The following is a 13,914-nucleotide window of genomic DNA, read 5'->3' on the forward strand; positions in this document are numbered from 1 at the left end:
GGTGACAGTTCTGCCTCAGGACATCGGTGACGGTTCCGGGGTTCTTGGTGGTGACACTTCTTTCGCTCTGATGGGCTGGTGAAGAAGAACTCCACTGTCGATCCTCGTATCCGTCTCGCGATCTCTCAGTGGCCGGAGAACGCGCCTCGGGGTGCGGTGACGACGTTCTGCGCCGAGCATGGGATCTCGCGGAAGACGTTCTATGCGATCCGCGCCCGGGTCGCCGCGGACGGGCCGGCCGCGGCGCTGGAGCCCAGGTCGCGGCGCCCGAAGAACAGCCCGGCCAGGCTCTCGGACGATGTGAGGCAGCAGGCCATCGGGGTGCGGGCGGCGCTGGAGCGCTCCGGGCTGGACCACGGTCCGATCAGCGTGCACGAGAAGATGCGTTCCATGGGCCTGGCATCGGTGCCCTCGCCGGCGTCGCTGGCACGCATGTTCCGCCAGGCAGGGGTCGCTCGGGCCGAGCCGAGGAAGAAGCCGCGGGCCGCGTTCCGCCGGTTCGTGTATCCGGCGCCGAACGCGTGCTGGCAGCTGGACGCGACGGAGTACGTGCTCGCCGGCGGGCGCAAGTGCGTGATCTTCCAGCTCATCGACGACCACTCCCGCTACGCGGTCTCATCGCACGTGGCCCGGTCGGAGACGGCGGAGGCGGCCATCGCCGTGACAAGGAAGGGGATAGCCGCCCACGGGGTGCCGCAGCGGCTCCTGACCGACAACGGCAGTGCGCTGAACCCGATCCGCCGGGGCGTGATCGGCCAGCTGGTCATCTATGTGACCTCCCTCGGAGTCGAGCCGATCACGGGCAGGCCCAACAAGCCCACCACCCAGGGCAAGAACGAACGCTTCCACCAGACCCTCTTCCGCTGGCTGGACAAGCAGCCCCTCGCCGAGACGATCGACCAGCTCCAGGAACAGGTCGACGCGTTCGACATCATCTACAACACCCAGCGCCCGCATCAGGGCCTGCCCGGCAGGATCACCCCCCTGCAGGCCTGGGAAGCGACCCCGAAGGCCGAACCGCCCAGGCCGAGGCCCGCACCGCCCGAGCCCACAGTCCCGGGACGCGGCGCCGCCGCGGCAACACGCATCCGCCCGGGAGTGGAAGGGACGGCCACCCGCGTCGTGCCCGCCAACGGCGGCATCACGATCCGCGGCGTGAAGTTCCAGATCGGCAGCGCCAGGACCGGACTCCAAGTCCACATCGTCTGGGATCCCGAAGGGATCGCGTTCTTCGACCACCAGGGCACGCTACTGATCGAGCACCTATGGCCGGCCAAAGGAATCACCTACGTCAGCAACGGCCGCCCCGTCGGCACAAGGCCCCGCACCGACGAAACTGTCACCGATGTCCTGACACACGAACCGTCACCGATGTCCTGAGGCAGAACCGTCACCCATGTCCTGAGACATCACAGGCGTACGACGACGGCGCACGCCCGGGATGCCGCAGGTCGCCGACGAGCGGGGGTTCTTGAGTTGGGGAAGCCGGTTCTGAAACTGGGGAGTCCGGTTCAGGTTCCGGGGAAATCGGCTGCGGCGGGAGGCGCGAGACCAGAGCGCGGGGCGCGGAACGCGGGGCCGGGCTAGAGGCGCGTCAGGGCCGGATACTTGGGGCTCAGGTGGTCGCCCGAGGAGCGACCGGTGAGCCGTCGCATGACCCAGGGCCCCGCGAATTCGCGCGCCCACACGACATTCTCGCGAAGCCGCTCGCGAACGCTCAGGACGGGAAGCTCGGGGGCCTCCGGGACCTCGGCCAGCCCGTCGTGTCCGAGGACGCCCAGCACGCGATTGGCCATCGTCGCGTGCCCGAGCGCGGACATGTGCATACGATCCTCGGCCCACATGCGCCAGTCCTGGAACTCGTGGAAGCGCCAGTAGTCCACGAGCGTCGCGCCGCGCCGCTCGGCGATCCACCGGACCTGCTCGTTGTAGACCGCGGTGCGCCCCCGCATCGCGCCGAAGATCTTCGACGAGCCCGCGTCGAAGCCCGTGAAGAGAAGGACCCGCGCACCGGCGTCCCGGAGGCGCGCGACGGCGGCGTCGTACTCCTCGAGCAGGGCGTCGATGTCGACGCGCGGGCGAAGGATGTCGTTCGCGCCGGCGTAGAGGGTCACGAGCGTTGGGCGGAGGGCGAGTGCCGGTTCGAGCTGCTCGGCCACGACCTGGCGCAGCTTCTTCCCGCGGATCGCGAGGTTGGCGTACGCGAAACCGGGATCAGCGGCCTGGAGGCGCTCGGCCGCGCGATCGGCCCAGCCGCGCACGCCATTCGGGCGCGACGGGTCGGGATCGCCGACACCTTCCGTGAACGAGTCGCCCAACGCGACCCAGCGCGTGCTGAACTCGCCGCTCATGCCGCGCCCCCGCCGTCGCCCGCTGCCTTTGCCCCGCCGCCGCGCGTTGCCTGCACCCCGCCGCCGCCCAATGGCCGCGCCCCGCCGTCGCCCAATGGCCGCGCCCCGCCGTCGCCCGCCGCCTGCACCCCGCCGTCGCGCCCGGGCGCCTCCGCACCTTGGCCAGGCGCGGCGCGATGCTTGGGGCACGGAAGGCCCGGATCGCGGGTCACGTCGCGGAAGATCCACGAGGCGTCGTCGAGCTGCGCGACGATCTTCTCGGCGACATCGGCGAGGAGCCGGGTGTCGTTCTCGTCGAGCCCGTCGAACACGATCTCCCGCACGCGCTCGACGTGGTCGGGGGCCAGGTCGAGGATCGTCTCCCACCCGAGGTCGGTGAGGTGCGCGTTGGTGACTCGGGCGTCGTCGGGCGAGGGCTCGCGGTCGATCCAGCCGCGCCGCTCAAGCTTCGATACGACATGGGACAGCCTCGAGAGCGACGCGGAGGTCCGGGCGGCCAGCTCCTTCATCGGAAGGGACCTCCCGTCCGTCTCGCTCAGCATCGCGAGGACGCTGTAGTCGAAGAGGGAAAGCCTCCCGAGGGAGGTCAGATGCGCGTCGAGCGCGGCTGGAAGGAGCGTCGTCACGCTCAGAAGGGCCAGCCAGGCCCGGCGCTCGTCGGCCGAGAGCCAGCGGGGTTCCGTCACGGATATCAAGCATAGGACGCCGCCGAGTCGACTCTCGGATTGGAGGCGAAGGGGCCTCTTCGGCGCGCGCTGTTCCGCGCCGTCGCCCGCTCCTCTAGCCTGTGTCCCGGAGGCCCACACGATTCCGGGAAGGAACGCCAATGACCGCAGGTCTCGCCGCAATCGACCACATCGTCGTCCTCATGCTCGAGAACCGGTCCTTCGACCACATGCTCGGCTATCTCTACCATTCGTCCGGAAATGTCTCGCCGAGCGGTGCCCCGTTCGCGGGGCTCACCGGCACCGAGAGCTGTCCCGGGACCAACGGCCAGCCCGTGTCCGTCTACCCCATCACGCCGTCCACGACCGACGGCTACTTCATGCCCGGCGCGGACCCCGGCGAGGGCTTCCTGAAGACCAACAACCAGCTCTTCGGAACCCAGAGCCCGGCCGCGGGCGCCGTGCCGACCATGAAGGGCTTCGTCACCGACTACGCCCAGGCGATCAAGGACAACCAGGCGAAGGGCTGGTACGTCGTGCCCGGAACGGCCCCGAACTGGATCATGGGCTGCTATGCACCCGAAACGCTGCCCGTCCTGAGCGCGCTCGCCCGCGGCTTCGCCGTGTGCGACCACTGGTTCGGCGCCGTGCCGACCCAGACCATGCCGAACCGGGCGTTCGCGTGCGCCGGGACGAGTCAGGGCCATCTGGACGACGTCACAAAGTCCTACACGGTTCCGAGCATCTTCGGTCTCCTCGGGAAGCACGGGGTGCCGTGGAAGATCTACGGGTACGACAAGCAGCCCCTCACGAGGCTCAATTTCCCGGACACGCACAGCGCGCCGGCCGCGAACATCGGGCTCTTCGCCGACTTCAAGGCTGACGCCGCCGCCGGCAAGCTCCCCGCGTACGCGTTCGTCGAGCCCAGCTGGAGCTCGACGGGGAACAGCCAGCACCCGAACTACAGTGTCGCGGCCGGCGAACAGCTCCTCCTCGACACGTACCGGGCGCTCTCCTCGGGTCCGGGGTGGGCCAAGACCCTGCTCATCATCACGTACGACGAGCACGGCGGGTGCTACGACCACGTCCCGCCGCCCTCCGGCGCGACCCCGCCCGACAACTCCGTGGGCGAGTTCGGCTTCGACTTCACACGCTTCGGGCCGCGCGTTCCGACCGTCCTCGTGAGCCCGCTCATCCCCGCGGGCAGCGTGTTCCGCGTTCCCGACACGAGCACGCCGCTCGACCACACGAGCATCCTGGCCACGGTCGAACATCGGTGGAACCTTCCGGCGCTCACGAAGAGGGACGCGGCCGCGCCCGACGTCGGCGGGGCCCTCAGCCTCGCGACTCCGCGGACCGACGATCCGCTCGCCGGCGTCACCGCCCCGACCGCGCCTCCGGTCCCCGCTCAGCTCCTCACGCAGCCCTCCCACCTCGCCGAGGTGCGCGACGAGCTCGCGGCGACGTTCGCGCCCCCGTCCTGACGGCTCGCCGGCCGTTTTGGGCCCACGGCGAGGTACCCGGCCTGAGCACGCGAAGGCTGGGAGCCGGTGGGGAGGGCCACGTTCCGCGGGTGCACACCCGCGGGACGTGACCCCCGGACGGCGTAACACCCGCGGGACGTGACCCCCGGACGGCGTAACACCCGCGGGACGTGACCCCCGGACGGCGTAACACCCGCGGGACGTGACCCCCGGACGGCCAACGACGACGGCGCGTGGCTAACCTTGGGGCATGACGTCCGCCGGCCGCTTCGCCCCCAGCCCCTCCGGCGAGCTGCACATCGGGAATCTCCGCACGGCCCTGCTCGCATGGCTCTTCGCGAGATCGACCGGCCGGCGCTTCCTCCTCCGCGTCGAGGACCTCGACCGAGCCCGGGCGGGCGCCGAGGAAGTCCAGCTGCGCGATCTCGCGGCGATCGGGATCGACTGGGACGGCGACGTCGTGCGCCAGACCGAGCGCACCGAGCTCTACGCGGACGCCCTGCGCCGCCTCGCCGCGGACGGCCTCACCTATGAGTGCTTCTGCACGCGCCGCGAGATCCAGGAGGCGCCGAGCGCCCCGCACGCCCCCCAGGGCGCCTACCCCCGCACGTGCCGCGACCTCACCGAGGCACAGCGCGCACGACGCCGGGCCGAGCGTCCCGCGGCGGTCCGGCTGCGCGCCGGGGTCAGCGAGTGGGCCGTCTCCGATGTGCTGCACGGGCGCTACGCGGGCCTCGTCGACGACTTCGTGCTCGAGCGCAACGACGGGGTGGTCGCGTACAACCTCGCCGTGGTCGTCGACGACGCCGAGCAGGGCGTGGACCAGGTGGTCCGCGGCGACGACCTCCTGCCCTCGACCCCGCGGCAGGCCTATCTCGCGGGGCTCCTCGGGTGCCGCGTGCCTGAGTATGCGCACGTCCCGCTCGTGCTCAACGCGGCCGGCCGGCGGCTCGCGAAGCGCGATGGCGCCGTGACACTCGCGGCCCTCGTGAACGCTGGCGTGCGGCCAGAACGGGTGACCGAGCGGCTCCTCGAGTCCCTCGGACTCCCCGGCTCCCTTCCGGAGGCCCTCGCAGTGTTCGATCCGGCGGCTCTCCCCCGCGACCCCGTTCTTCTCCCGGAATTGTCGGGTTACGCAGGGTCAACGCGCCTTTGACCCTGCTCAACCCGACAATTGCGCGCGGGCGGGGCCCCTACTGCATCGTGAAGCGCCGGGCCGTCCACGCGCGCACGGCCTCCGCCCGGTAGAGTCCCGCGAACACGGCGTTCCGCGCCGCCATGACCGGCCCCGCGAGCGGCCTTCCCAAGGCCATGTTGAGTCCCGCGTGCCGGGCCGCCTCGGCCGCCGCCCGCCGTCGTTCGCCCTCGACCGCAGCCCACAGCTCGGGCCACGCGCCGTCGTTCTCCGCAGCCCGCGCGAGGAGCGGCGCGAAGGCCTCCGCGTCGAGCCAGCCGAGCGTCATGCCCTGGCCGCCGATCGGGCTCAGCTCGTGCGCGGCGTCGCCGACGAGCACCGTGCGCCCCCGAACCATCGTCTCGGCAAGGCGCTCACGCACGGTGAAGGCGCTCAGCATCGAGTTCGTCTCGGCATCGACGGATTCTCCCGTCCGCTCGGCGATGAGCCGCGCGAGGCCGCCCGCCGACGGGGCGGCCACGGGCGAATCCACATGTACGACCCACCGGCGCACGCCGCCCGGCAGCGGGAACGCCTCGACAATCCCGCCCGGCTCGAGGTGCAGGACGGCGGCGGCGCCGTCGTCGGTCGCGTCGGCGAAGTCGCCCATGAGGTACGCGTCCGGGTAGGCACGCTCGCGCACCGCGACCCCGAGAAAGGCCCGCATCGGCGAGTGCGCGCCGTCGGCCGCGACAACCCAGCGGCCCGCGAAGGCGAGCTCGCCGCCGTCGGCCCCGACCGCGCGGACGACGCAACCCGCATCCGTTCTTCCTTCCCCCGCCCTACCCGCCCCACCCGCCCCGCCCGCCCCGCCAGCCCCCACCGCGCGCGTGCCCCGCCGGAGGGCCGACGGCGCGAGCTCGGCAAGCCGCGTTTCGAGGGCCTCCTCCGTGCGCCACTGCGGGACGGCTAGCACGGGCGGGTCGAACGCGAGGCGCGCGACGTCTCGCCCGCGCGAGCGCGCGACACCGCCGGTGATCCGCACGCCGTCGGCCGCAAGCCCGTCCGCGACGCCCGCGGTCGCGAGGACGCGGAGGCCGGGCGGGTGGATGCCGATCGCGCGCGAGTGCTGCAGCCGTTCGGTGCGGGCTTCGAGGACGACGACGTCGACGCCCCGCTGCGCGAGCAGCACGCCGAGGCAGAGGCCCACGGGGCCGCCCCCGACGATCACGACGTCGTGCCGTTCCGCGCCGCGCCGTTCAGCGCCCCGCTCATCGGGCACGCGCATCAGGGATGCACGCGGGTCAAGAGCGCGGTTTCGACGGTCAGGCCCGGGCCGAACGCCATCGCGCACACGCGCTCGGTGCCCGGCCGCCCGCCGTCGGCCGCTGTTGTACCGGACGCGTCGCCCGAACGCGGCAGCCCGAGGATGCGCTCGAGGACGAACATGACCGTCGCGCTGCTCATGTTCCCGAACTCGCGCAGGGTCTCGCGTGCGGGGACGGCCTGGGTCTCGCTCAGGCCGAGCCGGCCGACGACCTTGTCCACGATGCTCCGGCCGCCCGGGTGGATGGCCCAATGCTCGATCTCGGCGTGCGGCCGGCCGGACAGTGCGGGATCGCCCTCGAGGAGCGGCTCGAGCGCGCCAGTGATGTAGTCGTCGATGATGTGCGGGACGTACGTGCCGAGGACCATCTCGAAGCCTCGGTCGCCGATGTTCCACGCCATCGTCTCCTCGCCGACGGGCGTCAGCGTCGTCTCGAACGCGTCGAGGCTCAGGGCCGGGCGCGTGAGCGGGAGGTCCCTGGCCGTGACGACGGCGGCCGCGGCGCCGTCCGCGAAGAGGGACGCGCCGAGGATCGTGTCCGGGTCGTTCGAGCTGCGCACGTGCAGCGTGCAGAGCTCAACAATGGCCACGAGCACGACGGCGTTCGGGTCCGCCTCGCAGAACGCCTTCGCGGCGCGGAGGGCCGGAAAGGCGGCGTAGCAGCCCATGAAGCCCAGGTGGAGTCGCTGGACAGACGGTTTGAGGCCGAGTTCCCGGACGATCCGGTAGTCGGGGCCCGGGTTGAAGAAGCCCGTACACGAGACCGTGATGACGTGCGTGACGTCCTCGGGGCCGAGGCCGTCGGCCTTGTCGAGCGCGCGGCGTGCGGTCTCGGTGAAGAGCGGCGTGGCCTCGCGGACGAAGAGGTCGTTGCGGGTCTTCGTGCTCGGGTTGAGAACCGCTCTGGTTGACGGATCGAAGAACTCCGGGTCGTGGTCGGGGCGGTCCCACGAGAATTCGGCGACGGCCGTGTGGCGCGTGTCGATCGCGGCCGCGTCGAAGCACGCGCGGACGAGGCGGGTTCCGAGCCGGGTGAGGCCTTCCTGCGCGGCGAAGACGTCGCGGGCCTCGGCCTGCTTGAGGACCGTCGCGGGGACTGCGGTTTCCAGGGACCTCATGAGGACCGTCATGGGCCATTCTCGCTGCCGACAGGGCCGCGGGGGCAAGGGGTGAACGGCGGATTGTCGAGTGGCCCAATGGTCTCCGACGGCTCCCGGGCACCCTATCGGTCGTCGGTCCTGCGCGATGGCGCGTGGTCCATGCCCATGTAGACGCCGCCCTCGCGGAGCTCCTCGATCATCTGCTCGATGCGCTTCGCGCGTGTCTCCGGCCGTTGGGCGCGGCCGATCCACGCGAGATAGTCGTTCTGCTGGTAGGCGGGGCGGGCGCGATAGTCGGCTTCGACGTCGGCCGCTTGGAGCTCGGCGAGGACGTCGGCGGGCATGGACTGGCGGTCGCGTTGGAGGTTGTCGAAGCTCACATCGTCGGTCATAGTTCGAGTGTGCACCCGCAGACGTGGTTGTTCGAGGACAGCGGGCGCCCTTCCCCGCAATGGTGCGGCGGACCCGCGGCACCGGTGCGGACCCGCGGCACCAGTGCGGACCCCCGGCACCAGTGCGGACCCGCGGCACCAGTGCGGCGGACCCGCGGCACCAGTGCGGGGAAGCGGCACCGCTGGGCGCGGGGCCCGGTTACAGGACCCCGAACGCCTCGAGCTGTTCGGCGAGCGCCGCGCCGTCGGGCGCTGACGCCCACGGGACGCCGGGAACGGGAGTCGGCCGCCCGTCGTGCATCGTGCCGCCCGAGAACACGGCTTCGCTGCCCGTGAGCTCACGGATCGCGACGGCCGCGACGCTGGCCGGATGCCGACGCGCGAACTCGGCGTAGATCGCCTCGTCGTGCTGGCCGTTGTCGCCGACGAGGAGCCACTTGACCTTCGGGAACTCGGAGGCGAGGCGCGCGAGGTTGCGGACCTTGTGCTCGCGGCCGCTGCGGAACCAGCTGTCCGGCGTCATGCCCCAGTCGGTGAGGAGCAGGGGGCCGGCGGGGTACAGGTTGCGGCCGAGGAACCGGGAGAGCGTCGGGGCGGCGTTCCAAGGGCCTGTCGAGAGATACATGACCGGGGCCTCGGGGTGCTGCGCGGCGAGTCTGTCGAGCAGCACCGACATACCGGGCGTTGGCGTTCGGGCGCGCTCGCTCAGCACGAACGTGTTCCACAGCGCGAGAAACGGGCGTGGGAGGGCAGTCACCATGACGGTGTCGTCGATGTCGGAGACGATGCCGAACGTCGTCGCGGGGTCGACCACGAGGACCTGGCCGACGGCGGGCACCGCGCCGTCCGCGCTCAAGCGCACGGAATGCCAGCCCGGTTCGAGCGAGACGTCGACCATCGCGTCTACGACTCCGCCGAAATCCGCGTGCACAGTCTGCACGCTGCCGCCGATCTCGATCGTCACGACCGAGTGCTCGATCGGGACGCTCGTGAAGGCGCGCCAGCCGCGCACGTTCTCCGTGCCGGTCCACCCCTGAGGAGCCCGCGACTCGGGCCATCCGGGCCGGCACCCGTCGCGACCGCGCCCGGGCTCCCGCGTCGTGTTGGCGCCGATCCTGTGGAGGCCCGGGGCGCCGTAGAGGACGCGCGCGAGGATCCGCACGCGCGACGTCGTGCCGTATCCGCGATACGCGACGACCTCGGGAATGAACCCGAACCTGCGCGCCCACCCCATCTGGACGGCGTGCACGCGGTCGCCGACCCGATGGGCGGCCTTCAGGAGGGTTCCAGTCATGCGCAACACTTTGCCACGGGTTGGCGTGCGTCACAGAACTGGGGGCGACGCAAGAACGCTTCGTCCCGTCCAGTACGCGTACACGATGGAACGTGGTCCCGGCTGTACGGGTTTTCACTCAGGGACCGGCCACGGGAGCCCGAAGACATGCGGAATTCCGGGGATCTCTCGGGGCCTCTCGGGGGCGAGCCGCCGAAACCCGTACACGAACGGACCGCCTCGGGCCCGTCCCTTCCAGTACGCGTACAGGAAAGGACGGGTTGGAAGGACGGGGTTTGGGGGGCGCCGGATCGGGCAGCGCGGGCTCAGACGCGCGCGAGCTGCTCGATGTCCTCGAGGAACGCCGCCGCGACCTCGTCACTCACGGTCGTCTTCGTCTCGGCGATGGCCTCGAGGTAATCCTCCGTGGTCGGCCCGCGCCTCGCGTTCCCCTCCGTGCCGGCCGCGTGCGCGCCCGGCCGAACGGCGCCGTCGTCGGCAGCGTCGCTGTCGCCCGCCGCCGAGGCGACCACGGCGGCGACCACGGCCGCGGGAGAGTAGACCGCCTTCTCGAGCGCGCGCTGCGACGCCGAGCGCGCGGCGAACTCGATGTCCGCCGGGGAGAAGCCCTCGGTGCGCTCGACGAGCCGCTCGACATCGACCGAGTCGACGACGGCCTCCGGGATGAACCGCTGCCACATCGCGCTGCGGGCCTCGGCGTCCGGCAGGCCGATCGGGATGACGTAGTCGAACCGTCCGTGCCGCAGGAACGCCGAGTCGAGCGCGCGGATGAAGTTCGTCGCGCACACGAGGAGCCGGCCGGACTGCTCGCGGAACGCGGGGATGATCTTGAGCAGCTCGTTCGTGACGCCCTGGTTGGGGCTCGGCGGGTCTCCGGCCCGGTGCGAGGCGATCTCCTCGACCTCGTCGAGGAACACGACAGCGTGCTCGAGCTCCGCGATCTCCGTGAACGTGCGCCGCAGCGCACCGGCGAGGCCCTCCGAATCCGACGCAAGGCGGGACGGGAACACCTCGACAAACGGCCACTCGAGGCGGGACGCGATGGCCTTCGCGAACGTCGTCTTTCCGGTGCCGGGAGGACCGAAAAGGACGACGGCGCGCGGCGGCACCACACCGAATTCGTCCGCAAGCTCGGCCTCCGCGAGCGGGAGCACGAGCCGCCGCTCGAGGAGCTGCTTCTCGCGCTGCATGCCCGCGACGTTCTCCCAGAGGTCGCGCGGGAGCACACGCCCGCCGAGCTGCGCGAGCGGGCCGAGCTCGGCGCGCTGCACCGGGATCTGCCGCTCGAAGAAGCGCAGGTTCTTGACGTCCTTGAAGCCGCGGGCGGTGAACGCGTCCACGCGGGTTTCGGTGTCCGGCATGAGCGCCGAGAGCTTCGTGAGGCCGAGCGGGGCCATGCGGCGCTCGATCGAGGCGAGGAGCGCCGTGCCGATCCCGCGGCTGCGCCACTCGGGGAGGATCGCGAGGAACACGATCCAGCCCTGCTCGTGAGCCGCGCGCGCGACGGCGGCACCCACCACGTCCTCGCCGTGCACCGCGACCGTCGCGTAGTCCGCCTGGCAGCTCGCGAGGACCTCCGAGAGCGAGTACACCGGCTCGATGCCCGACGCCGTCAGAGCGCTCCACAGGTTCAGCATGCCGTCGAGATCGGAGGGGTGGAAATCCCGGATGCGCCAGGTGGTCATGGGCGTGCTCCTTCGCTGCGCTTACGGGGGCCGGGCCGGAGGGGCCCCGTGCCCCGAGTCTAGCCGCGGCCGGGTGGCGGCGGGGTTGCGAGGCGACGGGCCGACGACGACGCGCGGGAAGACGGCTTGTGGCCGAAAAGACGGCTTCAGCGCGTCCTCTCGGCCACAACGCGTCTCCCCTACCGCGAAGCGGGCCACCTCGAGGCCGCGAGCCGCTCGTCGCCCCCACCCCCGCAGCGCCCCACCCCCGCAGCGCCCTACGCCGCCTCGCCCCACTCCCGCAGCGCCCCACTCCCGCAGCGCCCCACCCCCGCAGCGCCCTACGCCGCCTCGCCCCTCCGTGCCGCGACCGCCACGAGCAGCGTGGAGACGAGCGCCGCCGTCGTCATGAGGACTGCCATCGGCACCGGCGTGCCGGCCCCGCCGATGCCCGAGAGCGGCGAGACGACGGCGCCGAACACGAACTGCGTGAAGCCGAGCCCCGCGGAGCCGCTCCCCGAGACGTGGCGGACGGCGTCGAGCGCGAGGGCGGCCGAGTTGCCCATGATGAAGCCGACGGTCGTGACCGAAAGCCAGATCGGCACCGCGAGGAGCCAGCGCGGCCCGGGCAGGAGGGCGACCACGAGCGTGAGGGCACAGAACGCGAGCAAGAGCGGCACCGCGACCCGCACCGTGCGCAGCGGGCCGACCGTCCGGGCGAGCCGCGACGAGACGTAGCCCGACGTGATGAGCCCTACGGCATTGATGCCGAACGCGAGGCCGTAGCCGACAGCGCTGAATCCGAGAACGTTCTGATACACGAACGAGGAGGCGGAGATGTACGTCATCATGACCGCGAACGTCGTGGCGAAGAGCGCCGCGAACAGGACATAGCGCGGCACGCGGGCCACGTGGGCGAGGCCGCCGAGCGGACTCGCGCCGTCGCGCTCGTGGGCCGGGCGGGTCTCGCGGAACACGAGTGCGACCGACGCGATCATGACCGCGAAAAGCCCCGCGAGCGTCCACATGACGCCGCGCCACCCGACGGGGCCCTGGAGGAGCGCGCCGATCGACGGGGCGAGGATGGGCGCGATTCCGCCGACGGTCATCATGAGGCTCATCGTGCGGGCGGTCTCCGGCCCGCGCGTGAGGTCGACGAGGATCGCGCGCGCGATGACGACGCCGGCCGCCCCGCCAAGGCCCTGCACGAGCCGCGCGGCGATGAGCACCTCGAGCGAGGGGGCGACGGCGGCGAGCGCCGACGCGGCGAGCGCGAGGGCCGTCCCGCACACGAGCGGGACGATGCGCCCGAAGCGGTCGGAGATCGCGCCGAAGCCGAGCTGGCCGAACGCCATGCCCACGAGGAACGCGGTGAGCGTGAGCTGGACCCCCGACGCCGAGGCCGCGAAGTCCTGCTGGACGCGCGGGAAGCCGGGGAGGTAGAGGTCGGTCGAGAGCGGCGCGGTCATGGCGAGCAGCGCGAGGACGAGGAGCCATGCCCCGCTCAGACGACCAGAGCGGTTGAGGGCAGGGAGTGGCATGGCGTTCCTTTCGTGAGCCCTGCCAGCCTACGCCCCGCCGAGCCGGGCCCTCCTCAGGCTAGGGCGTGTGCGCTTCGAGGACCTCGGGATGGTCGATCGCGTAGCGCCGGAGCCCTCCCTTTCGGGGCACCTTGACGGGCTCGGGCCAGCGGGGGCCGAGCGAGTCGCCGAGCGTCACGCCGCGCAGTTTGCGGCCGATGAGCGGGAGCACCCAGTCGTTGAGCCATTCGCGCTGGGCATCGATCCACTCGAGGGTGCTCCGGGGTGCGAGCGGCTCCCAGTCGAGGGGCTTGATCGGCGTCGGGATGCCCAGATGGTCGAGGACCTGGCGCGCGAGGAACTTGTGCCCTGCCGTCGACATGTGGAGGCGGTCGGCGTCCCACATGCGCTTGTCGTTGTATTCGTCGAAGCACCAGTAGTCCACGAGGACCGCACCGTGCTCGCGCGCGAGTTCCCGCACCCGCGCGTTGTACTGCCAGTTGCGACGACGCAGCGGCTCGAGCAGGGGCGCGACCTTGACGTCGTAGCCCGTGAAGAGCACGAGCGTCGCCCCGGTCTCGGCGAGTCGGTCCACGAGGCCCGTGTACTCCTCGAGCAGGTGGTCCATGTCGGTGCCGACGTCGAGGATGTCGTTCCCGCCCGCGTACAGCGTCACGAGCGTGGGTTCGAGGGCGAGCGCGGGTTCGAGCTGGTCGTCGATGATCTGCTGGAGGCGCTTCGAGCGGACCGCGAGATTGGCGTACTCCCAGCCCTTCTCGTGCTTCGCGAGCTTCTCCGCGACGCGATCGGCCCAGCCCCGCACCCCATTCGGGAGGCCCGGATGCGGATCCCCCACGCCCTCGGTGAAGGAGTCCCCGAGGGCGACGTACCGCCGTCGAACGCTGTCACCCACGGGGGCACTCTAAGAAGGGCTGGCCACGCCAGGGCAACACCCGGGCGACGCGCGGGTTAACTCGCGCGGCCACGCGTCGAGCGAGAGGTG

General features: G+C 71.6%; 11 protein-coding genes and 1 pseudogene. 3 read left to right on the forward strand and 9 right to left on the reverse strand.

Annotated elements, in window-relative coordinates:
- Window positions 1–156 precede the first annotated feature (156 nt).
- Complete coding sequence (locus RBS12_RS13700) at window positions 157–1,380, forward strand: IS481 family transposase (protein WP_307966782.1); 1,224 nt, start codon at window positions 157–159, stop codon at window positions 1,378–1,380.
- Window positions 1,381–1,583: 203 nt separating this feature from the next.
- Here the strand turns inward: RBS12_RS13700 and RBS12_RS13705 are convergent, their stop codons facing one another.
- The gene (locus RBS12_RS13705) at window positions 1,584–2,351 is read right to left on the reverse strand and encodes an SGNH/GDSL hydrolase family protein (RefSeq protein ID WP_307966679.1); all 768 of its coding nucleotides are present in this window, start codon (window positions 2,349–2,351) and stop codon (window positions 1,584–1,586) included.
- A 212-nt stretch (window positions 2,352–2,563) separates the two neighbouring features.
- Window positions 2,564–3,037 (reverse strand): annotated as a pseudogene (locus tag RBS12_RS13710) (MarR family winged helix-turn-helix transcriptional regulator); the annotation flags it as partial.
- A 140-nt stretch (window positions 3,038–3,177) separates the two neighbouring features.
- Here RBS12_RS13710 and RBS12_RS13715 point away from each other — a divergent pair.
- Together RBS12_RS13715 and gluQRS are read left to right on the forward strand one after the other, a co-directional pair.
- The gene (locus tag RBS12_RS13715) at window positions 3,178–4,500 is read left to right on the forward strand and encodes an alkaline phosphatase family protein (RefSeq protein ID WP_307966680.1); all 1,323 of its coding nucleotides are present in this window, start codon (window positions 3,178–3,180) and stop codon (window positions 4,498–4,500) included.
- Window positions 4,501–4,750: 250 nt separating this feature from the next.
- Complete coding sequence (gene gluQRS / locus RBS12_RS13720; protein WP_307966681.1) at window positions 4,751–5,656, forward strand: tRNA glutamyl-Q(34) synthetase GluQRS; 906 nt, start codon at window positions 4,751–4,753, stop codon at window positions 5,654–5,656.
- A gap of 37 nt (window positions 5,657–5,693) precedes the next feature.
- Here the strand turns inward: gluQRS and RBS12_RS13725 are convergent, their stop codons facing one another.
- The 7 genes from RBS12_RS13725 to RBS12_RS13755 form a co-directional block, all read right to left on the reverse strand.
- Window positions 5,694–6,902, reverse strand: a complete 1,209-nt coding sequence (locus RBS12_RS13725) for an NAD(P)/FAD-dependent oxidoreductase (protein WP_307966682.1) — start codon at window positions 6,900–6,902, stop codon at window positions 5,694–5,696.
- Complete coding sequence (locus tag RBS12_RS13730; protein WP_307966683.1) at window positions 6,902–8,071, reverse strand: type III polyketide synthase; 1,170 nt, start codon at window positions 8,069–8,071, stop codon at window positions 6,902–6,904. Before RBS12_RS13730 ends, RBS12_RS13725 begins: the two co-directional genes overlap by 1 nt.
- Before the next feature lie 92 nt (window positions 8,072–8,163).
- Complete coding sequence (locus RBS12_RS13735) at window positions 8,164–8,433, reverse strand: YdeI/OmpD-associated family protein (protein WP_307966684.1); 270 nt, start codon at window positions 8,431–8,433, stop codon at window positions 8,164–8,166.
- Between the two features lie 199 nt (window positions 8,434–8,632).
- On the reverse strand, window positions 8,633–9,727 hold the full coding sequence (locus tag RBS12_RS13740; protein ID WP_307966685.1) for a phosphatase domain-containing protein: 1,095 nt from the start codon (window positions 9,725–9,727) through the stop codon (window positions 8,633–8,635).
- 305 nt (window positions 9,728–10,032) lie between these two features.
- Window positions 10,033–11,412 (reverse strand): GNAT family N-acetyltransferase, encoded by a 1,380-nt coding sequence (locus tag RBS12_RS13745; RefSeq protein ID WP_307966686.1) that lies wholly within the window; start codon window positions 11,410–11,412, stop codon window positions 10,033–10,035.
- A gap of 320 nt (window positions 11,413–11,732) precedes the next feature.
- Window positions 11,733–12,932: a multidrug effflux MFS transporter gene (locus RBS12_RS13750; RefSeq protein WP_307966687.1), complete on the reverse strand. Its 1,200-nt coding sequence runs from the start codon at window positions 12,930–12,932 to the stop codon at window positions 11,733–11,735.
- Window positions 12,933–12,990: 58 nt separating this feature from the next.
- Window positions 12,991–13,824 (reverse strand): SGNH/GDSL hydrolase family protein, encoded by an 834-nt coding sequence (locus RBS12_RS13755; protein ID WP_307966688.1) that lies wholly within the window; start codon window positions 13,822–13,824, stop codon window positions 12,991–12,993.
- Window positions 13,825–13,914 lie beyond the last annotated feature (90 nt).

It is taken from the genome of Sinomonas sp. ASV322 (assembly GCF_030908245.1).
GTDB lineage: Bacteria > Actinomycetota > Actinomycetes > Actinomycetales > Micrococcaceae > Sinomonas.

Coding starts and splice junctions, on each gene's coding strand:
- RBS12_RS13740 (WP_307966685.1), bottom strand. CDS start 9,727: ATGACTGGAACCCTCCTGAAGGCCGCCCATCGGGTCGGCGACCGCGTG.
- gluQRS (WP_307966681.1), top strand. CDS start 4,751: ATGACGTCCGCCGGCCGCTTCGCCCCCAGCCCCTCCGGCGAGCTGCAC.
- RBS12_RS13725 (WP_307966682.1), bottom strand. CDS start 6,902: ATGCGCGTGCCCGATGAGCGGGGCGCTGAACGGCGCGGCGCGGAACGG.
- RBS12_RS13705 (WP_307966679.1), bottom strand. CDS start 2,351: ATGAGCGGCGAGTTCAGCACGCGCTGGGTCGCGTTGGGCGACTCGTTC.
- RBS12_RS13745 (WP_307966686.1), bottom strand. CDS start 11,412: ATGACCACCTGGCGCATCCGGGATTTCCACCCCTCCGATCTCGACGGC.
- RBS12_RS13730 (WP_307966683.1), bottom strand. CDS start 8,071: ATGACGGTCCTCATGAGGTCCCTGGAAACCGCAGTCCCCGCGACGGTC.
- RBS12_RS13750 (WP_307966687.1), bottom strand. CDS start 12,932: ATGCCACTCCCTGCCCTCAACCGCTCTGGTCGTCTGAGCGGGGCATGG.
- RBS12_RS13735 (WP_307966684.1), bottom strand. CDS start 8,433: ATGACCGACGATGTGAGCTTCGACAACCTCCAACGCGACCGCCAGTCC.
- RBS12_RS13715 (WP_307966680.1), top strand. CDS start 3,178: ATGACCGCAGGTCTCGCCGCAATCGACCACATCGTCGTCCTCATGCTC.